Origin of the sequence: Novosphingobium rosa NBRC 15208 (assembly GCF_001598555.1) — a bacterium.
Classification (GTDB): Bacteria; Pseudomonadota; Alphaproteobacteria; order Sphingomonadales; family Sphingomonadaceae; genus Novosphingobium; species Novosphingobium rosa.
Window position 1 is genome coordinate 1 of sequence record NZ_BCZE01000062.1, and the last position, 21,901, is coordinate 21,901.

Below are 21,901 nucleotides of genomic sequence, written 5' to 3' on the forward strand. Positions count from 1 at the left end.
TTGCGGGGGCGCGGTCCGCCGCGCCCCCTGTGAGCAACCAACAAGAAGAACCTCAGGGAGAGATCGTATGACCAGTTTCAAGCATGCCGCCATGCTGTCGGGCGTTGCATTGAGCGCCTTCGCCATGCCCGCCATGGCCCAGAACGCTGCCGCCCCTCAGGCCGCCGACACCCCGAGCCTGGGCGAGATCGTCGTGACCGCCCAGCGCCGCTCGGAAAGCGTGACCAAGGTGCCGATCTCGATCACCGTGGCCGATTCCAAGCAGCTGGAGCGCCAGCAGGTCAACACCATCACCGATCTCAGCCGCATCGCCCCCAGCCTCGAAATTCAGGCCGCGCCCGGCCAGAACACCGGCGGCGGCGGCTCGATCCGCGGCATCGGCACCCAGACCTTCTCGGCGGGCGCGGTGGCTTCGGTGGGCGTGGTGGTCGATCAGGTCAGCCAGGGCAATGCCAACATCTCCAACCTGTTCGACGTGGCGCGGGTGGAAGTGCTGAAGGGTCCGCAGGGCACGCTGTTCGGCCTGACGACCTCGGCGGGCGTCATCAACATCACCACCAACAAGCCCGAATTCGACAAGGTGAGCGTGCGCGTCCGCACCGAACTGTCCAATGCCGGCACCGCTGGTTCGAAATCGGGCAATCAGGTGATGCAGGGCGTGGTCAACCTGCCGCTGGCCAGCAATGCCGCGATCCGCATCGCCGGTTTCGGCAATCTGCGTCAGGGCCCCGATTACAACCTCACCAGCGGCAAATACACCGGCAATGACACATGGGGCACGCGCGGCCACCTGCTGTGGCAGCCCACCGAGCGGCTGACGATCAATCTGATCGGCGATTACACCCAGACCCGCACCACCAATGGCGGCGACTTCTTCACCTTCGTGAAGGCCAATGGCGCGGCGGCCTTCCCGCTGGCCGCGGGCGTGCCCGACAATGTCTCGGCCAATCTCGCCAGCTGCGGCATCACGGCGGCGGAAGGCAACCGCAACTTCTGCACCAGCGCCAATTATGTCGATCACACCTACAGCGGCGGCGCTTCGCTGCAGGTCGATTATCAGGCCGATCCCTTCACCATCACCTCGATCAGCGCCTATCGCAAGAGCTTGGAATCAGGCAGCGGAGCGGCCACCAGCGTGTTCCGCGCCGATCCGCTGCTGCTGCAGGTGGCCAATGGCGACGTGCACCGCCCGATCGACCTGTTCACGCAGGAGCTGCGCATCTCCTCGCCCTCGGGCCAGACGGTGGAATACACCGGCGGCCTGTTCTATTCGAACCAGATCCAGAGCCGCATGCCCGAACCGCTGACCGTCTCGATCCATCCCGCGCCCGGCGTGTTCATTCCCGTGGTCAGTGCCGGCACGGGCGCCTTCCGCGTTTCCGACACGTCGATGGCGATCTATGGCCAGTCCACCATCCATGCCAGCGAGAAACTGCGGCTGATCGCGGGTGGCCGCTACACCTGGGACGGGCTGAAGCTGGACACTTTCGCGGGCAGCATTCTGGGTTCCACCAACAGCCACACCGGGCTGGATGTAAACAAGTTCTCGTGGAAGCTGGGCGGCCAGTATGATGTGGCGCGCAAGACGATGGTCTATGGCACCGTCTCGCGCGGGTTCAAGGGCGGGCAGATCGCCACCCCGGCCTATCCGCGGACGCCCTATGTGGTGCTGCCGGAAATCCCCACCTCTTACGAACTGGGCCTGAAGAGCACGCTGCTGGGCAGCTGGGTGCTGGACACCAGCCTGTTCTATTCCACCATCAAGAATTTCCAGGCCCAGCAGTGCATCACCGATGTCAATGGTGTGATCTCCTGCGATCAGAAGAACATCGACGGGGTGAAATCGCGTGGCGCGGAAATCAACCTGTTCGGCAAGGTGACGAAGAATCTTTCGCTCAACACCGGCTTCATCTGGGCCAAGACGACCTATCCCACCGGCTTCAAGGGGACCGATGGCACCATGATCGGCGGCACCCAGCTGGCCTATGCGCCCGAATACAAGTTCACCCTGTCGGGCGAATACAGCCAGAAGCTGACCGAGCGTTTCAACGGCTTCTTCGCGATGGACACGGTGTGGAAATCGCGGGTGCGCTATGAGGCCAATTCCATCGCCGAAACCACCTTCCGCCCGCACTGGACGGTGGGCGGCCGCGTGGGCGTGCGCACGGCGGACGAGCGTTTCACCGTGGCGGTCTTCGCCCGCAACCTGTTCAACGTGCATGAGCCCGCGCTGATGCAGAGCAGCTTCCCCTACAGCGACGGGGCCAATGTCGGCGCGATCTACGGGCCTCAGTCCTTCCGTTCGGTGGGTCTGTCGCTCGACGGCAAATTCTGATGAAACGCAGGCGGGGTGCTGCAAGCATCCCGCCCTTGTGCCGAACGACAGGATGCTGACCCCATGAGCCTGCATGACATCACCCAAGCCATCACCGCCATGGGCACGGGGCTGGGCCCCGACGTGCTGGCCGCCTGCCGCGCCCTGTTCGATACAGAGCAGCGCGCCGGGGCGATAGCCCCCAGCGCCCGCGATATCGCCTATGGCCCGCATGAAAGGCACCGGCTGGACCTCTATGGCGGCGCGGAGAGCGCGCTGAAACCCGTGCTGCTCTTCGTCCATGGCGGAGCCTTCGTGATGGGCGACAAGGGCTGGAAAGAGCCCGGTGACTGGCCCAATGCCGCCGTGGGCATGATGGCCGCGAAGCTGGGCATGGTGGGCGCGGTGATGAACTATCGCCTCGCCCCCGATCACCTCTGGCCTTCGGGCAGCGAGGATGTGGGGGCTGCCGTCGACTGGCTGCGCGCCCATGCATCGCAACATGGCGGCGATCCGGAGCGGATCGTGCTGCTGGGCACCTCGGCGGGATCGGTGCATGTCGCGGGGTTTTTGCGGCTGCGGCCTGATCACCGCGATCTGGTGCGCGGCGCTGTGCTGCTGTCCGGCCTCTATGGCTATACGCCGCTCGATCCCAAGGATGAGCGTTACTATGGCGCGCCCGAAACTTACGCTGGCAAGATGCCGCGCGAAGCCGTGGCGGCCACCACCCTGCCCCTGCTGCTGGCCTGCGCCCAGTTCGATCCGCCGCGCTTTCAGGCCGAATTCCTGAGCCTGATGACCGAGCGGCTGGAGCGCCATGGCGCCATGCCGCGCGCCGTCACGCTGTCCGGCCAAAATCACTACACCATGGCGATGCATCTGGGCACGGCGGACCGCCGACTGGCCGATGAAATCGCCCGTTTTGTGGAAGACATCACATGACCTCCCCCCTGCTCGACCGCCGTACCCTGATCGCCAGCGCCGCCGCCCTGGCCGCCACGCCTGCCTTTGCCGCCACAACGAAGATGCCCGGGAAAGCCTTCCCCAAAGGCTTTCTGTGGGGCGCCGCCACCGCCGGTCACCAGATCGAGGGCAACAACACCAATTCGGACCAATGGCTGCTGGAAAACGTCCAGCCCACCATCACCGGGGCACCCTCGGGCGATGCGGTCAACAGCTTCGATCTGTGGCGTGACGATCTCGATCTGGTGAAGGGGATCGGCCTCAACGCCTTCCGCTTCAGCCTGGAATGGGCGCGGATCGAGCCGGAGCCCGGCATGTTTTCCCGCGCCATGCTGGACCATTACAAGGCGATCATCGATGGCTGCCATGCGCGCGGCATCGCGCCGGTCGTCACCTTCAACCATTACACCACGCCGCGCTGGTTCGCCGCGCAGGGTGGCTGGCTGCACCCACAGGCCGCCGACCTCTTCACCCGCTTCTGCGACCATGCGGCCAAGCATCTGGCGGGCGGCATTGCCGTGGCGCTCACCCTCAACGAGCCCAATCTGCCCCGGCTGCTGCCCTTCGTGCTGCCGCCGCAGTTCATCGGCGGGCTGCGCGCCAATCTGGCGGCGGCGGCCAAGGCGGCGGGCGTGCCGCGCTATGTGGTGGCCAACACCGTGCTGCCCGAGGATGTGCCCGCGCTGACCGCCGCGATGATCAAGGGGCATCACGCCGCGCGCGATGCCATCAAGGCGGTGCGCCCCGATCTGCCGGTGGGCTTCAGCCTCTCCATCGCCGACGATCAGGCGGTGGGCGAGGGCTCGATCCGCGACAGGATGCGGGCCGAACTCTACGGCGAATGGCTGGAGGTGGCGCGCACCGACGATTTCGTGGCGATCCAGAACTATGAGCGCATCCTGTGGGGCAAGGATGGCCGCCTTCCCGCGCCGGAAGGCTCTGTGCGCAACTTCCGGGGCGCGGAGGTCTATGCCCCTTCGCTGGCGGGCGCGGCGCGCTATGCCCATCAGGCGACCGGCAAGCCCGTGCTGATCACCGAGCATGGCGTGGGCACCGATGACGACACCATCCGCGTCAATCTGATCCGCGAGGGTCTGCGCGATCTGCGTCAGGCCATGGCCGAGGGTCTGCCGGTGCAGGGTTACATTCACTGGTCGCTGATGGACAATTACGAATGGGGCGCCGGGGTCGGCCATGCCAATTTCGGTCTGGCCAGCGTCGATCCGGTCAGCTTCAAGCGCACGCCCAAACCCAGCGCCGCCGTGCTGGGTGCCATTGCGCGCAACAATTCCCTGTAAGACCTGCCCTGTACGACCTGGAAGGGCGAGAGGCGCCGATCCTCTCGCCCTCACCCTCCCGGGTGCCGCGTGACAGCGCCGGAGGACGGCCATGGCGACTCGATACGCCAAAGGCCCACATGATGAACATATATTTCACCATGAGACCTTTTAATATGGGCTGGATATAGGCCTTTTCGCGCCCCTGCATCGCGCCCTGCCTCGCCCGTGGCATTCCTGTAAAAACTTGAAAAAACGCTCTTAAATCGCACAAGGCGTCGCACTTGCGCGTGCCTTTTGGCGTGTCACCCTCCCCTTGTCACGGCTTGCCGCCGCCAAGGCTTAGCGCTCTTGCCAATCTCCATCCCGCTTGATAGAAGTTCACAAATAGAATGTTGATCTCATATATTGATACATCAAGATGAGACATATCAGGGGATGGGACGAAAGAGAATGAGACTGGGAACACTTGTCCGCAGCACTGGCACGTCGGCGATGGCCATGGGGATCGCGCTGCTGTGCCACGCCCCCGCCTTTGCGCAATCGGCCCCCGCCGCCCAGCCCCAGACCAATGTGTCCGACAAGGACATCATGGTCACCGGCATCCGCCAGAGCCTGGCCAATGCGCTCAACGCCAAGCGCAGCTCCGATCAGGTGATCGACGCCATCTCCGCCGAAGACGTCGGCAAATTCCCCGACAAGAATGTGGGTGAAGCCCTGCAACGCGTGACGGGCGTGCAGATCGGCCGCGCGGGCGGCGAAGGCTCCTCGGTCTCGATCCGCGGTGTCGATCCCGGTCTGGTGCGCGTCGAGGTCAACGGCCAGTCGATGCTCTCGACCTTTGCCGCCCCCGCCAGCGGCGCGGCGACCAATCCCGCCGTCGAATTCCGCGACATTCCCGCCGAATTCATCAGCCGCCTCGAAGTCGTCAAATCCGCCACCGCCGATATGACCGAGGGCGGTCTGGGCGGCACGGTCCGGATCATCACCCGCCGCCCCTTCGATTCCAAGAAGGACTATCTGGCCGGTTCGCTTCAGGGCGTTTACGGCACCACGGCGGGCAAGGTGGACCCCAAGGCCTCGATCATCGCCAGCCATCTCTTCGCGCATGATACGCTGGGCGTGCTGGTGTCTGGCACCTATGAAAAGCGCAGCATGTGGTACGATCAGGCCAAGACCACCGGCTGGCGCCAGATCAAGAAAAGCGCCACCGCCACCTGCACCGCCGCCGTGCAGAGCGGCTGCGTCGATCTGAACGGCGATGGGCTGGGCGATTTCTATCCCGATATTCCGCGCTACGCGATGTATCGCGAAAGCACCGAACGCTATGCTTTCAACAGCATCATCGAATGGCGCCCGGCAGACAATTTCAAGCTCTATCTGGACACGACCTACACCCGCGGCCGCCAGACCGAGAACGACCAGTTCATGCAGATCACCACGTCATCGGCCCTGAGCCCCACCTCTTCGCTTGGCAGTGACACCGCGATCAATGCCGGCAATGCGGCCAGCAACGTCACCTTCCTGCAGCCCGCCACCACCAACCCCAACAGCGCCAGCGGCCTTGGCGTGACCTATCGCAACGTGCTGGGCACCATCGACCGCCAGACCTTCACCGGCGTGCTGGGCACCGAATGGCACCCCACCCCGCGCCTGACCCTCAAGGCGCGCGGCGGCTATTCCTGGGCCCGCGCCTTCAACGATGAGATCGACGTGGTGGGCAGCCAGTTCGGCCTCACTTCGGTGGGTGTGAACTACAACAATCCCTCGGGCGCGCCCAACATCACCATTTCGGGCGACCCCACCAACCCTTCGGGCATCAACAACTTCCAGATCCAGCACAAGCCGCTGATCAACCGCCAGACCGAAAAGAACTTCCAGTTCGACGGCCAGTATGATGTGGGCGGCATTCTGCAGAACATCAAATTCGGCGTGCAGCGCCGCCTGCTTGAGCAGAACGCGATCTATCATGACGCCACCATCACCTATGACGGTTATGGCACCACAGCCGGCACGGGCGATATCAAGACCCGCAGCTATGTGACCGGATCGGGCGTCGACAACATCACCTCCACCGGCAGCAATGCGGCGATCCTCTCGCAGATCCAGTCTTTCGTCAGCCATTACGATCTGGGCGACCACAACTTCTTCAACACCGGCAATCTGGGCTTTACGGCCTATCCGCGCTGGATGAACATGGGCATGGCCGTTGCGCAGGCGGCGGGTATTCCCGATGCCACCGTCGCGTCGAGCTGGGTTCCGGGCAGCACCTATGACGTGAAGCTGAAGAACTGGGCCGGTTACCTGTCCAGCAAGTGGCAATTGCGCCCCTTCGGCCATGATCTGGATATTGTGGCTGGCGTGCGCGTGGTCAATATGAGGACTGTCTCCTCGGGCTACAACATCAACACGGTGGCGGGCACCTTCGCGCCGGTGACCTATTACGGCAGCAACACCTATGCCCTGCCCAGCGGTAATCTGCGTTACGATCTGATCCACAACAAGCTGATCCTGCGCGCCACCGCCACCAAGGTCGCCGCGCAGCCGGATCTGTCGAAGGTGGCGCCATCGATGTCGCTGAACACCACCTCGCTGACGGGCTCCGTGGGCAATCCCAACCTGAAACCCTACACCGGCCAGCAGTATGACCTTGGCGCGGAATGGTATCTCTCCAAGCTGAACTATCTGTCGGCCACGCTGTGGCGCAAGGACATCACCGGTTTCCCGCAGAAGATCGCCACCACCCAGAGCTTCTTCGGGCAGGACTATGTGATGACCACTTACGTCAACAGCCCCGCCCCGGTGCATATCACCGGCTTCGAGGCCGGTTCGCAATTCGCCTTCAGCTTCCTGCCGGGCAAGCTGAAGAACATGGGCATGCTGGCCAATTACACCTACGCCAAGGACAGCGGCTATTCGGTGACCGGCTATTATTCGGGGGCCAAGCTGGGCTTCCCGGGCCTGTCGCGCCACACTGTCAACGGCTCGCTGTACTATGAGGACAGCAAGCTTTCGGCGCGCATCTCGTACAACTGGCGCTCGCGCTACAACATCGGGCCCGATCGCGACAATCTCAACGCCTTTGGCGAAGCCTTCGGCCAGTGGGACGGATCGTTCAGCTACAAGTTCAACGATCATGTCAGCGTCTTCCTCGAGGGCGTGAACCTGTTCAACGCCCAGCGCAAGGAGGACGAGGAAAGCCTCTATCGCGTCAGCACGGTGGAAACCTATGGCCGCCGCATCTACTTCGGCGTGCGCGGCAAGATGTGATCGCGGTTACAGGAGGACGGGGCATGTCACGCTGGCGAGCCATGCTGATGGCCCCTCTCCTGCTGCCTTTATCAGCCCATGCCGCCCCGCCGAAAGGCTGGCCAAGGAGCTGGACTGTGGAGGCGGAAGATCCTGCGGCCACAGTCACCACAAACCATGGCGTGATCGACATCGACAGCGCCAGGGGCATCACCCTGTGGTCGCCGAAAAAACTCTCCGGCCCCACCACCATCCGCTTCGAAGCGATGGCGGTGGCGGCCGGCGGGCCGAATGACAAGGTCAGCGATCTCAACGCCTTCTGGATGGCGCATGAGAAGAACGGCCCCTCCCTCGCCCGCCGCTCCGGCAAGTTCGAGGATTACGACACGCTGGCGATGTATTATGTTGGCATCGGCGGCAACCGGAACACCACCACGCGCCTGCGCCGCTATATCGGGCAAACAGGCGTGCGCCCGCTCCTCCCCCGGCATGACCGCAGCGACGCCGCCGCCATGCTGCGCCCCAACATCTGGACCAGCATCACCCTGACCGCGGACGGCCAACACATCACCGTGCAGCGCGACGGGCAGATGCTTTTCACGCTCGACGACCCCACCCCTTACACCAGCGGCTGGTTCGGCCTGCGCACCACCTTCAGCCATCTGCGCATCCGCAGGCTCACCATCTCAACCGGGACCCCTCGCCCATGACTTTTTCCCGCCGCGATACGCTGAAACTCTCCAGCCTGCTGCCCGCCGCCGCCATGCCAACAGCCGCATGGAGCGCTCCCGCCAAAGCCCCCGCGCCGGTGGCGTTGCACTGGCTGGAAGGCACGCCGCACATGGATCTGGGCCAGACTTTGGGCGTGGCCTGGCCGCGCGGCACGCTGCCCCGCAACACCGGCTTTGCGGTGCAGGCCAACGGCAGCGCCCTCCCCGCGCAAAGCTGGGTGACAGCGACATGGCCCGACGGCTCGATCAAATGGACCGCCCATGCCCTGCCGATCCCGCAAGGCCCCGCTCCCGATGGCTTGCAGGTGATCCCCGCCGCCCGCCCGGCAGCGCCGGTTGAACGGGTGACGGTTGAGCAGAGCGCCAATGGCGCCCGCGTCACCTGCGGCGGCGTGGTGTGGGATTTTGCGAGCAGCGGGCAGGCGCTGATCCGCTCGGCCAGCATCGGCGGCAAGCCGGTGCTGGGGCCGCTCACGCTGGTGGGCGCCATGGCGGAGGGCCCGGATGGCGCCCGCACGCCCTTTACCGGCACCGTCACCCGCCTCACCATCGAGCAGAGCGGCCCGATCCGCGCGGTGATCAAGGTGGAAGGCCTGCACCGCCCCGATGCGAAAGCCACCCTGCCCTTCACAGTGCGCTTCTACGCCTATGCTGGCGCGCAGCATCTGCGCATCGTGCATAGCTTCATCTATGACGGCCAGCCCGAACACGACGCCATCGCGGGCCTTGGCCTCAGCGCCGCCGTGCCGATGCATGACGCCCCGCATGACCGCCATATCCGCCTCGCCACCGATGGCGCGCTGTTCGCCGAAGCCGTCCGCCCGCTGACCGGCCTGCGCCGCGATCCCGGCGCGGCTTTCCGCCATGCCCAGACCCATGGCCAGCCCGTGCCCCCGCTCGCCCAGATGAGCGCCGCCGTGCGCGACAAGCTGCAATATATCCCCACGTGGTCGGACTTCCGCCTCGAACAGTCCAGCGCCCATGGCTACACCATCGAAAAGCGCACCGAGGCGGGCCATGCCTGGATCGGCGCGCAGGAGGGAGGCCGTGCGCCGGGTCTGGCCTATGTCGGCGGAGCAAGCGGTGGCGCCGCCATCGCGCGGCGCTGGTTCTGGGAGACCTACCCCTCGGCCTTGGCCGTGGACCATGCCGCCAGCGACACCGCCAGCCTCACCGCATGGCTGTGGAGCCCGCAGGCCGCCCCCATGGACATGCGCCCCTGGCGCGGCGTCAACGGCATGGAGGGTTATGACGCGCAAAACGCCGGGCTCGACATCACCTATGAGGATTACGAACCCGGCTGGGACAGCGCCACCGGCATCGCCCGCACCGCCGAGCTGACGCTCTGGGCCTGCGCCGCCACCCCCGCCAATGAGGCCATCGTGGCCATGGCTCAGGCCAATACCGCAGCGCCGCGCCTGATGGCCGATCCCGCCGCCTTGCATGCGGCTCAGGTTTTCGGTGATTGGTCCTTGCCGGATCGTTCCGGCCCCAACCGCACCGCCATTGAAAACCAGCTCGCCAATCTGGTCGATTTTTACAGCGGGGAGGTCGATCGCCGCGCGTGGTATGGGTTCTGGAACTTCGGCGATGTGATGCACACCTATGACAGCGACCGGCACGTCTGGCGCTATGACATCGGCGGTTTCGCCTGGGACAATTCCGAACTCTCGCCCGATCTCTGGCTGTGGTTGCAGGCGCTGCGCACCGGCGCATCCCAGCCATGGCGTCTGGCCGAGGCGATGACCCGCCACACCAGCGAGGTCGACACCTATCATATGGGGCGCTTCGTGGGCCTGGGCACCCGTCACGGCGTGCAGCATTGGGGCGACAGCTCGAAGCAGCCACGCGTTTCCAACGCCATTTACCGCCGGATCTATTACTACCTCACCGCCGATGAGCGCGTGGGCGATCTGATCGCCGACATGGCCGATTCAGACCGCACGCTCGATCATGTCGACATCGGCCGCAAGGTGCCCGGCGCCAAGGCCTACAGCGGCCCGCCCGGCACCTTCGATATGGGCTTCGGCCCCAGCTGGACGGCGGTGGCCGGCAGCTGGCTCACCATGTGGGAACGCACCGGCGAGAAGCAGTGGCGCGACCGTCTGGTGGCGGGCATGAGCAGCATTGCCGCGCTCAAATTCGGCTGGATGGCGGGCGGCGCGCCCTATGATCCGAAGACGCACAGTTTTTCCGGCCCCGGCGATCATATCGCGCTCCAGCATCTCTCCGCCGTCTTCGGCGCAGTGGAGGTCAATGCCGAGCTGATCCAGCTGATCGACCTGCCCGCCTACAAGCAGGCGTGGGTCGATTTCTGCCAGTGGTACAACGCCCCCAAGGAAGAATTTCTCGCCAAATTCGGGCCGCCCTTCGGCGCGCGCAACCTGCGCGAGGCCTATGCCCGCATGACCGCCTATGCCGCCCGCGCCAGCGGCAGCAAGGCCTTGATGAAGCGCGCGGTGGAAGAGTTCTACTCCGGCGATCAGGGCCTTGGCACATGGGATCACGATCCGCGCCATAGGGTGGATGGCGTGCTGGAGTGGCCTCAGGTCTCCACCAATGCCTCGGCGCAATGGGGGCTGGCGGCGATCCAGATGCTGGCGCTCGCCCCGCAGGAGCTGGAGGCGATGGCCATCCCGCCGCACCACTCCAGCGCTCAGGAACCGCGCCACTGATGGCGCGCCCTGCCGGCCTTGCTCTGGCCGGCAGGGCCTTGCGCTTACCGCAGCAGGTTGAGCGGCACGGCCTTGGCCATCGCCGTAAAGCCCGCATCATTGGGATGCAGATGATCGCCCGAGTCATAGGCCGGAGCAAAGGCCTGCGGGTCCGCCGGATTGCGCACCGCCGCGTCCAGATCGACCATGCCATCGGCCTCGCGCTGGCTGCGGATCCAGGCATTGACCTTGGTCCGCTGCTCCTCGCCCCATGCCGACCAGTAGCCCGCGCCCTTGTAGGGCAGGATGGTGGCGAGCAGCACCTTGATCCCGTGGTCATGCGCGCGCAGCACCATCTGGCGATAGGCGTTGATCAGCGCCACCGCATCAAAGCTGGCCTGCTGGCCGGTCTGAAACGCGCCGCCGATGTCGTTCACGCCCTCCAGCACGATCACATGGCTGACGCCGGGCACGCCCAGCACATCGCGGTCGAACCGCGCCAGAGCGCCGATCCCCGCCCCATCCTGCAGCACCTTGTTGCCCGAGATGCCCTGATTGGCCACGCCGACCTGGGTCATCCCCGCCTGCTGCAACCGCCCGGCCAGCTGATCGGGCCAGCGGCGGTCCGAATCCACCGTGGCGCGCACGCCATCGGTGATCGAATCGCCAAAGGCCACCACGCTGCGCAAGGGCTTGGCGGAGATGACATCGATGCCCGAAACCAGAAAGCGCCGCTGCATCGCATTGGCGCTGGTCAGTTCCGGCGCGGTGGTCTGGTCGCCGGGGGCCAGCAGCGTGTTGGCGGCGGCATAGCCATGGAAGCTCCACGGCTGCTGCCCGGCGGCCAGATGGATCGAGATCGCCACGCGGGCCAAAGGCGGCAGCGCCATTTTCACCACATCGCTGACCATCGGCGCATGGGCCGGGATCACCACCGCCGGGCGGTCGCCCACGGTCACGCGCTGGCTGGTCCCGGGCAGGATGCGGCCCGCGGCATCGACCTGCGCCACCTCGATATGATCGATCAGCAGAGGATTGGGCGAATCGCTGTTGTCGAAGGTGAGGCGCAGACTGTCTCCGCCCACCGACAGGCGCATGATCTGGCGGATGGTGGTGTCACCCAGCGGCGGCAGGGCGGAGGCGCCGTTCACAGTGGGCACCGCCTGCATCGCCGCGCTCCAGCTGCGCGCGGTTCCGGCCAGCGCGGGGTTGGCCACGGCCAGAAGCGCCATTGTTGTCAAAGTGGTGGTGATGCTGCGCATGGGTTTTCGTCTCTCCTGTGCGGGGGCACTTATGCGGCCCCTTGTGCCGCATCGGGGCTTTACCCGCAAAGCATATCCCGCAAGATGTTGACGGGACTCTTTGTATCATATATCGCAACAACGTATCACATAGAACAATAACGATCCCACCCACCGGCGGATCGCTCATGGCCAGGAGCTTCCCTCATCGTGACGCAACAGAGTTTGAACCGCCCCCATCTAATCGGTCTGATCGACCGGTTGATGGACAATCTGGTTTCGATCGAGGATACGACCGGCGAGTTCCTGCTGCGCCTGGAAGACGGGCGCGTGATCGACACCAAGGGCTGGAACGGCTGGGAATGGACCCATGGCATCGGCCTGTTCGGCATGTGGCGCTATGTGGAGCAGACCGGCGATGAGAAGGCGCTGGGCATCATCCACCAGTGGTTCGCCGACCAGCTGCCGCGCGGCACCACCAAGAACATCAACACCGTCTCGCCCTTTCTGACGCTGGCCTATCTCTATGAGCGCGATCCCCGCCCCGAATGGCGCGCGCATCTGGAGGAATGGGCCGCCTGGCTGATGGCCCCCGACGGCCTGCCCAAAACCGAGGACGGCGGCTTCCAGCACATCGTCTACAATGACGAGAACCCCGGCGAGCTGTGGGACGACACGCTGATGATGAGCGTGCTGCCGCTGGCCCGCATCGGCCTGCTGCTGGACAAGCCCGAGTATGTGGAAGAAGCGCGCCGCCAGTTCCTCGTCCATATCAAATATCTCTTCGACACCAAGACCGGCCTGTGGTTCCACGGTTGGGACTTTGGCGGGCGGCACAATTTCGCGCGGGCGCTGTGGGCGCGCGGCAATTGTTGGATCACGGTGGCCATCCCCGAGATCATCGAGATGCTCGCCCTGCCGCAGGGCGATGCTTTCCGCACGTTCCTGGTCGATACGCTGGCGGCGCAGGTGTGCACGCTGGACGCCACGCAGGATGCGGCGAGCGGGCTGTGGCATACGCTGGTCGACGATCCGAGCTCCTATCTGGAGGCTTCGGCCACGGCGGGCTTTGCCTATGGCATCCTGAAGGCCGTGCGTCTGGGCCTGCTGCCCGCCGACTATGAAGCCGTGGGGCTGAAGGCCGTGCAGGGCGTGATCGACCATATCAATGAAGCCGGTGAACTGACTCAGGTCAGCTTCGGTACGGCGATGGGCGATAGCTTGCAGTTCTATAAGGATATCGCGCTGACCTCGATGCCTTATGGGCAGTCTCTGGCGATCTGTGCGCTGGCCGAGGCTTTGCATCGGGTTTGAAGAAGGAAGGATAGATGCGAGGGGGTTACCCCCTCGCGCTCCCATGAATGTCCATGTTGTGCTCTATCGATCGGGTCGGCACATGTTGGGAGCGCCGCGGGATTGAAGGCCTGTGGCACTTTCTTGCTGCTTGATTAACCTTAAGGTAGCCGCCTCTTTGTCTATTCCAATTGTAAATCCAGAACAGGCGCAACAACAGTTCGGTCGGCAATGTGCTATTGCCCTGTAATCTCAAGCTGCTATTTCATCCTCCACGACATTTGATGGAAACCTGATGTTACGCTGCATGTTCGGCGCAACAGCCAGTTCAAAGGATGATTCGCATGGGTGCGGTTGAAAAAGCATCAGGTCTTGGAAGGCCGGAGATCGTGGCTGCCGCCAAGGCGACCTATGAAGCTGCCAAAGGCAAAAAATACACCTGGGGCGGCCATAGCACCAAGGGTTTCGACTGCTCCGGCTTCGTCAATTACACGCTTTGGCAGGCCAACCCCAGCGTGGGCGTCCATTTCATCACGGCAGCCCAACTGTTCAACGACAACCGCTTCACCGAGGTGACCGATCCGCAGCCGGGCGATCTGATCGGCTTTCGCAAGGGGCCAGGCATCAGCCATGACCATGTCGGCATCGTCTATGACGCGGACCACTGGATCGGCTCGCAATCCTCGACCGGCGTGGCTCCGGTGACCTTCTCCAATCCCTATTGGAGCACGAAACCGCACTTTTTCCTGAGGTTGAAGTACTGATGGCCACCCGTCTGCGCGCAGCCGGGGCGCTGGCCCTGCTCCTTATCACCGCACCCGCCATGGCGGCGGGGACGGCGTCACCCTTCTGGCTGAAAAGCTGGACCGTCAAAAACGTGCGTGGCGATCTGGGCGCCGACACCACGCGCGAGATCCTCAACAAGACGATCACGCTGGGCGACAAGACCTACACCGATCCGCTGTCCAGCGATTGCAAACAGTCGCTGAGCTATGCGGATATCAAACTGCGGCCGTCAGCCGGGCTGAAACAGCATTTCGGCGCGAGCTGGAGGTTTCCGAAGCTGCCCGGCAAGGTCTGGTATGGCTGGGTGCGCTGCGACGGCGCCAATGTGGAACCCTTCGCCTTCGTGGATAAAACCCACGCCTATGTCTTCTACGAAAACGGCGCGGTGATCGAACTGAACTGACTTCAGGATCGAAAGCGAGGCTTGGTCAACGCCGGAAGACATCATGGGAGCGCGAGGGGATGATCCCCTCGCATCTTCCTTTGCTGCTTAATGACAGGCGTAATTCCCCAAAGCCGCCTTCCTTTCCAGATCCGGCCTCTGGGCCATCACCAGAGAGGCGGCGGGCACACTCAACCCCGCCAGCTGCTCGGCCACCAGATTGGCCATGGCGCGGGCGCCCAATTCGTTGAAATGGGTGTCGTCATGCTGGCCCTGAGGGAAGGCGGGATAGGCTCCGGCGGCAAGGCTCATGTAGTATTTGCGCGCACCTTCGGGCCCCATGCGGTCGATCATGTTGCGGGATGCGCCTTCAAGGTCGATCAGCGGGGTGTTGGTGCTGGCGGCCAGTTCACGCATCACGGCGGAATATTCAGCGAAATCGGCCTTCGATTTGCCCTGTTCATCGAAATTGCGGCGGGCCACTGGCGTGACCAGCACCGGATTGGCCCCGGCCCCGCGTGACTGCCAGATCATGCGCAACAGATTGTCGCGGAAAAGGGCGGGGTCAGCGAAGCGCTCGGGCTTGGCCTTGGTGGCGTCATTGTGACCGAACTGGATCAGGACGGTGTCGCCGGGCCTGATCTCCGCCATCAGGCGGTCCCAGCGGCCTTCGGCGATAAAGCTTTTGGTCGAGCGCCCGCCGATGGCCCGGTTCAGCACCACAGCGCCCGGCTTCATCCCGCAGGCGAGGAACTGGCCCCAGCCTGCTTGCGGATAATGCACCACATCATAGGTCTGCACCGTGGAATCGCCTGCGACCAGAATGCGCGGGGCAGGCGCTTCCTGAGCCTGCGCGGTGCTTGCCATCAGCGCCAGAGCGCCAAGCCAGATCCTCATGCCTTCACCTCATCAGAGCGTTTTCAAGCCGGGCAGAAGGCCCGGCGGCTCGGAAAACGCGGTCAACAAAAACAGAGAGGTCGATCCGATCACATCGGGTCGACCTCTCGCCTGCCCCACAGCTGGTCATAGGAGCAGCCGGAGAGATCCTCGACGATATCCCGGCTTTCCGGGCTGATTGGTTCGCGATGTCCGCTGCGCAGATGTTCGATTTCCGCCATCAGCACGGCATGGGTCGCGCGGCTGAGGCGAAAACGGCGGGAGATCGCTACCCCCAGCGCCAGCATCGCCCATGTGCCCAGCGCCATCACCAACACCACGGTCAGCACGGCGCCGGGCGTCTGCACATCGGCCTTGGGCGCAAAGCCGCCCCAGTCCATCAGCAGACCGACAAAAGCGACGGCGGCGGCTTGAGTGGCCTTGCGGATAAAGGTCATCACGCCTGCGAAGGCGCCCTCGCGGCGGCGGCCGGTGACGATTTCATCCACGTCCGCCATATAGTTATAGGTGGCCCAGGGGATGTAATTGAGCGCGCCGCGCCCCAGCCCAACCAGCCCCATACCAATCCAGATCCAGCCCGATGTGGCGGGCAATCCCGCGCGCCACAGCAGCACCAGCGCGCCCACGCCCAAGGCAAAACTGAGCGCGGCCAGCCGATAGGCTCCGGCGGGGGTGGCGCGCAGGGCCATGCGGATCGCCATCAGCACCGCCACCAGCTGCACGATGTACATCGTGCCCAGCAGCGCCGAGGCCGTCTGCGTGCCGCCCGCCAGAGCGAAGATCACAAAGAAGGTGAAGGCGGCATTGAAGATGTCCTGACTGATATAGCCGCCCAGATACATGCCCAGATGCAGGCGAAACGCCCGGATGCGCAGGGTGGAGCTGAGGTTCTTCCACAAGCTGGGCCGTGCCGTCACCACGCGGGCGCTTTCCGGGCGGTGACGCTCCCAGCTGAAGGCATAGAGGAAGCCCGCCGCCGCCATAAACAGCAGCGAGAAGAGGCCGCCCATGGCGAAGAAGGTCATCGGACTGTCGCGCCCCAGCCAGTTGATCAGCCACAGCGGCAGAAAGCCCGCCAGAATGGCCGATCCCTGCGCAAACAGAATGCGGATGCCCGCGAATTTGGCCTTGGTGGCAAAGTCGCTCGACATTTCGGCGGCCAGCGTCTCGTAAGGGATCACCTCCAGCGCATAGGTCAGCTCGAACAGCACGTAGGAGGTGAGGTAGAACCAGAAATTCTGCCCCGGCCACCACATCAGCGCAAAGGAGGGCAGCAAGGGAATCGCCGCCAGAATGAAAAAGCGCCGCCGCCCGAATTTTTGCCCCAGCCAGAAGCGGTCGAAACTGTCCGACAGATGGCCGATGGTGGGCGAGGCAAAGGCATCCAATACGCGCGCCACGGCGAAGATCAGCGCCGCCTCGCCCGCGCTCAAGCCGCAGAATTTGGTGTAGAAGATAAGCACCCAGGCGGAGATCACCGCCATCGATCCCGCGCCCAGCACGTCATTGGCGCCATAGGCCAGATAGTTGACGGTCTTCACCTGTCTGGGGGTGGGTCCACCCATGCTGCTCGATCCTCTTGCCCGTGTATCAGCCTGTGACATTTTTCACATTGAGGGATCAATACATACTATGTAAAACAAAACCGACAAGCGGCAAATGATGTGCGAACCGCTTTGCAAGGGAGATGACCGAATGCGCTTCAGTACCTTGGCCAAGGCCCTTCTTGCGGGCACGATCCTGCTCGCCACCCCCGCCCTCGCCAAGCCTCAGCGCGAATGGGTCGATCCGCTGACGCATCACCGCGTGCTGCGCATCAGCGATATGCCCGGCACCTCCAGCCTCTATTTCACCCAGAGCGCCTTCACCCCGCAGGGCGACAAGATGGTGATGAAAACCCCGCAGGGCATCGCGGTCGTCACGCTGAAGGACTGGAGCGTGAAGCTGCTGGTGCCAGGACCGCAACTCAACCTGCTGTTTACAGGGCACAAAAGCCGTAACGTCTATTACGCCAGCCGCGCGCGTGACGATGCCGGGCAGACGTTCCAGGTCTATGCCGCCAATGTCGACACCGGCGCGGTGAAGAAGGTGGCCGATATTGCGGGCGGCTCGATCGGCTCGATCAATGCGGACGAAACGATGCTGCTGGGCCAGTACACCCTGCCGCCCTCCAATGTGAACCCCGATGGCACGCTGAAACACCCCGCGCAAAAGGGCGGCAACGAGACCCCCGGCGGCTACACCTATGCCGAAAACAAGCCCGACGGCACGCCCTACACCTATGCCGACGCCAAAACCCGCGCGCTGCACCGCCGCCTGATCGCGGGCATCCCGATGGAGATCTTCACCCACAATCTGGTGACGGGCGAGCGCAAGGTGATCGTGGCGTCGAAGGACTGGCTCAACCATGTGCAGTTCTCGCCCACCGATCCGGGGCTGATCATGTATTGCCACGAAGGCCCATGGCATGAGGTGGACCGCATCTGGACCATCCGCACCGATGGCACCGGCAAAAAGCTGGTCCACACCCGCACCATGAACAACGAGATCGCAGGGCATGAGTTCTTCTCGCCCGATGGCCACACCATCTGGTACGATCTGCAGACCCCGCGCGGGCAGGTCTTCTGGCTGGCGGGTTACGATGTGACCAGCGGCAAGCGCACATGGTATCACGTGGAGCGCAACCAGTGGTCGGTGCATTACAACCAGTCGAACGATCTGAAGCTGTTCACCGGCGATGGCGGCGACAGCGAGATGGTCGCCCATGCGCCGGACGGCAAATATCTCTACCTCTTCACCCCCAAAGCCATCCCCGACGATGCCGAAATCCCCACAGCGGATGCCGACAAGCTGATCGTGCCGGGCACCTTTGCCGAGGAAAAACTGGTCGATATGCGCAAGCACAATTACAAGACCGAGCCCAACATGACCTTCACGCCCGATGGCAAATGGATCATCTTCCGCGGCCATTTCGAGAATGACCCCGATGAACACGGCACCCATGTCTATGCCGTGGAGGTTGCCCGGGCGCAGTAACGACTAAGGGGCGGCTTGATGGGCCGCCCCTTTCATCGTTTGAGGCAAGGGCGGCCAGCAAGGGCCGCCCTTGTGCTGTCAGGGCGTGGGGGGCAGGCTGGCTGGCGCCTCGACCATCTTCACCGGCACACCGCCCAGACGGTTCTGCATCACCACCAGCTTCACCGGCTGCGGCGCGTTCTCAGGCGCCCCATCGCTGGTCACCGCCAAAGCGATCACATTGGCGCCATGATGGTTGAGGATACCCTCGGGGATGGGGAAGGTCCGCTGCGGGCCGACATGGGCGATAAACTGCCCCATGTTCCAGCCATTGACGAAGATCAGCGCGCGATAATGCCCAGCCGAACGCGGCACGGCAGGATCGCCCATCTGCACTCCGATGGTGGCGTCCTGCCCCCTGGGCACGTTCAGCGTGAAACTGCTGCGATACCAGTTGGTGCCCGCCGGCCCTTGAGGCAGCCCCTGCACGCTCTTCCATGCCGCATCGCTGAAGCCGGGCAGATGCCAGCCCATGCGCTCGCCATATTGGCCGCCATTGTTGGGGGTGCCACGCGCATGATCGGCAAAGCTCTCGCCCCCGGCGCGGCCCTGAATGCGCCAGTTCACCGGCACCGAGAAGGACGGCCCTTTGAGCGGTTCAAGCGACACGGCGATCAGCCCGCGCGCTTCCTTATGCTCGTCCGAAGCGGTGAGGTCCCAATTGTGACCATTGTTGCGCACCATCACCGCCAGCACATGCTCGCCCTGCGTATGGGCGCTGTCAGGCAGTTTCAGCGTCAGGCTGCCGGTGGTGATCGGGCGCGGCATGCCGGCGGGCAATTCGCCCTGCCCGATCAGCGCGCCATCGAGAAAGACCTGCATCATCCCCGCCCCGCCCGCGCCATAGGCCAGCGTGATCTTCTGCGCTTTCGCATCCCCGGCAAAACGCCCGCGATACCAGACATCGCCCTCATGGAAGCCATAGGGGTCCATGGTCATGGTGGGCTGGCCATCGGGCTTTTGCGTCTGGGTGGCATCGCGGCGATGGTCGATGGCCTGCCAATGGCTGTCGTCGAAGCCGGGTTGCGCCTCGGGCGTGCCCGCCATGCTGCGCCATGTGAGCTGCGGCAAAGCCACAGCCGCCGGGCCGGGCAGAGTGCCCACCAGCGCACCATCCTGCGCCTTCATCGCCACCGGAGCGCCATTCCATGTTACCCGCGAAGCCTCGCCCCAGACCCGCAAAGGCCCAACCGCAATGGTATCGCCCGTCAGCGCCAGAGCGCCGCCCTTCGCCACCGCATGGCGCAGAAGGTTCGGCCCGCAGGCCAGCACGCCATCGGCAGTCCAGCACGAAGCGCCCTCCGCATCATCGCCCAGCAGCAAGGTCAGCGGCGGGCGACCGCCTCCGCTGATCTCCACACTGGCCAGAGCGCCATGGGTGTAATCCAGCACCAGATCGCCGCGCGCGGCATCGAAATGGCTCTCGACCGCGCCGTTTGTCACCTTCACCTGAGGGGCGGAGGCATAGCGCAGCACGGTGCGACCAGCCTCGCCCTTGCGGCCCACCATCAGCAGCAGGTCTCGCGCGCCTTGGTGGATATGGCTCTGGATCTCGCTGGTGGCATAGACCAGGCGCTGGCCACCAAGGTTCACCCCCGCCACCAACCATTTGGCATCGTAACCGTTCAACCGCATCTGCGGGAACTGATAGTGCCCATCCGGCAGATCGGCGCTGAAGGTGAAAGGCGTGTTTTCGGTCAGATGGCCATCCGCATGCGCCACCAGCAGGAAGCGCGCATCGCTTTTCGGATTGCGGTTGTGATAGAGACGGATCGCCTCGGAGCTGGGTTTGATGGGCGTGGCCGGAACCATCCCGGCCAGATCGGGCACAGCGGCAATCGTGCCGCCGATCAGCTTCAATTCGGCGGCCTTGTCACGCAAGCTGCGATCCTCGGCGATGGCCGCGCCATAATCATAGCTGGTGAAGACCACCGGGGCAGGCAACCAGCCCCAACTGGTGCCGCCATAGCCCATATAGATGCTCTGCAAGGCGATGCCATTGGCCAGATTGGTGCCGTAGAACAGCTTCTGATAGCCGACCCCGCGCTGCACGGAATTGCAGGCATAATTTCCGTTGGAACCCCAGTAATCGAACCAGCCTCCGCCGATCTCGGCCAGAAAACCCGGCGTGTCGGGAGAGGCCGAGGCCCCGCCTTTCGCGCCGCCCTCGCCATAAAAGCCCCAGTCGGGCGCGGGGGTGGAGCGCACCACATGGCCATCCGCCGTGCAGGCCCCGCCCGGATAGGCATCGAAGGCATACATATCGTTGGGCCCATGCACCACGCCGGGCACGGGGCTCGCATCGGGAACCCAGCGCCCCTGCCGGCCGGGATCATTGTGGAAGATCGGCACATTGATGCCATCGGCGCGGGTCTTGGCGTAAAGGTGGTCCATATAGCGGCGATGCACCGCCGAGGTCTGCGACAGCTCATTCTCGATCTGGTGCAGGATCACATTGCCCTTGTGGCCCTGCCCATCCCCATTGATCTGATGGCGCGCGACGATGGCGTCGATGGCCGTCAGCCACTCATCAGCCGCGGCCAGATATTCGGGATCATCGGTGCGGGCCTGAGCGCGCTGGTTCTGCAGCCAGCCGGGGAAGCCTCCGCGCGCCAGCTCCGCGTTCACATAGGGCCCGACGCGGGTGATGACATAAAGGCCTTCCTCATCCGCCATGGTGAGCAGGCGGTCCATATCGCGGATGCCGCTGAAATCCTCCACGCCCTGTTTGGGGCTGTGGTAATTCCAGTCGAAATAGAAGGTGACGGTGTTGAAGCCGCTGGCCTTCATCTTTTGCAGAATGTCGCGCCAGAGATCGGGGCTCGGCAGGCGGAAGGGGTGGAATTCGGAGGCCCAGATCAGCTGGCGCTTGCCGTCGATCATCAGCGAATGGCCATCGAAGGAGACGCGGCCGAAGCTCTTCACCGGGGCCTTGTCATTGATGGTGGGCCGGGCCTGCTGGGCAAAAGCCGGCATGGGGGCAGGCAAGGCGGTCAAGGCCAGAGCGGCGGCTGTCGTCATCAGAATGTTGCGCAAGAT

General features: G+C 64.1%; 14 protein-coding genes. 10 read left to right on the forward strand and 4 right to left on the reverse strand.

What is annotated here, in order from left to right; genetic code table 11:
* Positions 1 to 67 precede the first annotated feature (67 nt).
* The 6 genes from SR3_RS21385 (at position 68) to SR3_RS21410 (ending at position 11,209) form a co-directional block, all read left to right on the forward strand.
* Positions 68 to 2,335 (forward strand): TonB-dependent receptor, encoded by a 2,268-nt coding sequence (locus tag SR3_RS21385; RefSeq protein ID WP_068090517.1) that lies wholly within the window; start codon positions 68 to 70, stop codon positions 2,333 to 2,335.
* A 63-nt stretch (positions 2,336 to 2,398) separates the two neighbouring features.
* Positions 2,399 to 3,256, forward strand: a complete 858-nt coding sequence (locus SR3_RS21390; protein WP_068090519.1) for an alpha/beta hydrolase — start codon at positions 2,399 to 2,401, stop codon at positions 3,254 to 3,256.
* Between the two features lie 8 nt (positions 3,257 to 3,264).
* Entirely contained in the window at positions 3,265 to 4,575 is a 1,311-nt protein-coding gene (locus SR3_RS21395; RefSeq protein ID WP_068090567.1) for a family 1 glycosylhydrolase, read from the forward strand.
* A gap of 432 nt (positions 4,576 to 5,007) precedes the next feature.
* Positions 5,008 to 7,824 carry a TonB-dependent receptor gene (locus SR3_RS21400; protein WP_169805681.1) on the forward strand — a complete coding sequence of 939 codons (2,817 nt, stop codon included), beginning with the start codon at positions 5,008 to 5,010 and terminating at the stop codon, positions 7,822 to 7,824.
* Between the two features lie 23 nt (positions 7,825 to 7,847).
* On the forward strand, positions 7,848 to 8,513 hold the full coding sequence (locus tag SR3_RS21405; protein ID WP_068090524.1) for a DUF6250 domain-containing protein: 666 nt from the start codon (positions 7,848 to 7,850) through the stop codon (positions 8,511 to 8,513).
* A complete protein-coding gene (locus SR3_RS21410) occupies positions 8,510 to 11,209 on the forward strand; it encodes an exo-rhamnogalacturonan lyase family protein (protein WP_068090526.1) in 2,700 nt (899 codons plus the stop codon). The genes SR3_RS21405 and SR3_RS21410 overlap by 4 nt, the downstream gene beginning before the upstream one ends.
* A 44-nt stretch (positions 11,210 to 11,253) precedes the next feature.
* Here SR3_RS21410 and SR3_RS21415 read toward each other — a convergent pair whose 3' ends face one another.
* Positions 11,254 to 12,450, reverse strand: coding sequence for an SGNH/GDSL hydrolase family protein (locus SR3_RS21415; RefSeq protein ID WP_068090528.1), 1,197 nt, complete (start codon positions 12,448 to 12,450; stop codon positions 11,254 to 11,256).
* A gap of 243 nt (positions 12,451 to 12,693) precedes the next feature.
* Between SR3_RS21415 and bglB the strand changes: the two genes are divergently transcribed.
* From bglB to SR3_RS21430, 3 genes are all read left to right on the forward strand, one after another.
* The gene (gene bglB, locus SR3_RS21420; RefSeq protein WP_068090532.1) at positions 12,694 to 13,743 is read left to right on the forward strand and encodes a beta-galactosidase BglB; all 1,050 of its coding nucleotides are present in this window, start codon (positions 12,694 to 12,696) and stop codon (positions 13,741 to 13,743) included.
* Positions 13,744 to 14,111: 368 nt separating this feature from the next.
* Complete coding sequence (locus SR3_RS21425; protein ID WP_169805682.1) at positions 14,112 to 14,486, forward strand: C40 family peptidase; 375 nt, start codon at positions 14,112 to 14,114, stop codon at positions 14,484 to 14,486.
* Positions 14,486 to 14,911 (forward strand): hypothetical protein, encoded by a 426-nt coding sequence (locus tag SR3_RS21430; protein ID WP_068090534.1) that lies wholly within the window; start codon positions 14,486 to 14,488, stop codon positions 14,909 to 14,911. Before SR3_RS21425 ends, SR3_RS21430 begins: the two co-directional genes overlap by 1 nt.
* An 87-nt stretch (positions 14,912 to 14,998) precedes the next feature.
* Here SR3_RS21430 and SR3_RS21435 read toward each other — a convergent pair whose 3' ends face one another.
* Complete coding sequence (locus tag SR3_RS21435; RefSeq protein WP_068090536.1) at positions 14,999 to 15,787, reverse strand: rhamnogalacturonan acetylesterase; 789 nt, start codon at positions 15,785 to 15,787, stop codon at positions 14,999 to 15,001.
* A gap of 89 nt (positions 15,788 to 15,876) precedes the next feature.
* Positions 15,877 to 17,391, reverse strand: a complete 1,515-nt coding sequence (locus SR3_RS21440; RefSeq protein ID WP_407668190.1) for an MFS transporter — start codon at positions 17,389 to 17,391, stop codon at positions 15,877 to 15,879.
* 91 nt (positions 17,392 to 17,482) lie between these two features.
* On the opposite strand from SR3_RS21440, the gene SR3_RS21445 reads away from it, so the two are divergent.
* Entirely contained in the window at positions 17,483 to 18,823 is a 1,341-nt protein-coding gene (locus SR3_RS21445) for an oligogalacturonate lyase family protein (protein WP_068090540.1), read from the forward strand.
* A gap of 78 nt (positions 18,824 to 18,901) precedes the next feature.
* Here SR3_RS21445 and SR3_RS21450 read toward each other — a convergent pair whose 3' ends face one another.
* A complete protein-coding gene (locus tag SR3_RS21450; RefSeq protein ID WP_245654039.1) occupies positions 18,902 to 21,898 on the reverse strand; it encodes a beta-galactosidase in 2,997 nt (998 codons plus the stop codon).
* Positions 21,899 to 21,901: the final 3 nt, after the last annotated feature.

What these genes read in the sequence shown, in the direction of transcription:
- SR3_RS21415 (WP_068090528.1), bottom strand. Translation starts at nt 12,450, where the DNA reads ATGCGCAGCATCACCACCACTTTGACAACAATGGCGCTTCTGGCCGTG.
- SR3_RS21410 (WP_068090526.1), top strand. Translation starts at nt 8,510, where the DNA reads ATGACTTTTTCCCGCCGCGATACGCTGAAACTCTCCAGCCTGCTGCCC.
- SR3_RS21385 (WP_068090517.1), top strand. Translation starts at nt 68, where the DNA reads ATGACCAGTTTCAAGCATGCCGCCATGCTGTCGGGCGTTGCATTGAGC.
- SR3_RS21390 (WP_068090519.1), top strand. Translation starts at nt 2,399, where the DNA reads ATGAGCCTGCATGACATCACCCAAGCCATCACCGCCATGGGCACGGGG.
- SR3_RS21440 (WP_407668190.1), bottom strand. Translation starts at nt 17,391, where the DNA reads ATGTCACAGGCTGATACACGGGCAAGAGGATCGAGCAGCATGGGTGGA.
- SR3_RS21435 (WP_068090536.1), bottom strand. Translation starts at nt 15,787, where the DNA reads ATGAGGATCTGGCTTGGCGCTCTGGCGCTGATGGCAAGCACCGCGCAG.
- SR3_RS21430 (WP_068090534.1), top strand. Translation starts at nt 14,486, where the DNA reads ATGGCCACCCGTCTGCGCGCAGCCGGGGCGCTGGCCCTGCTCCTTATC.
- bglB (WP_068090532.1), top strand. Translation starts at nt 12,694, where the DNA reads ATGGACAATCTGGTTTCGATCGAGGATACGACCGGCGAGTTCCTGCTG.
- SR3_RS21405 (WP_068090524.1), top strand. Translation starts at nt 7,848, where the DNA reads ATGTCACGCTGGCGAGCCATGCTGATGGCCCCTCTCCTGCTGCCTTTA.
- SR3_RS21445 (WP_068090540.1), top strand. Translation starts at nt 17,483, where the DNA reads ATGCGCTTCAGTACCTTGGCCAAGGCCCTTCTTGCGGGCACGATCCTG.
- SR3_RS21400 (WP_169805681.1), top strand. Translation starts at nt 5,008, where the DNA reads ATGAGACTGGGAACACTTGTCCGCAGCACTGGCACGTCGGCGATGGCC.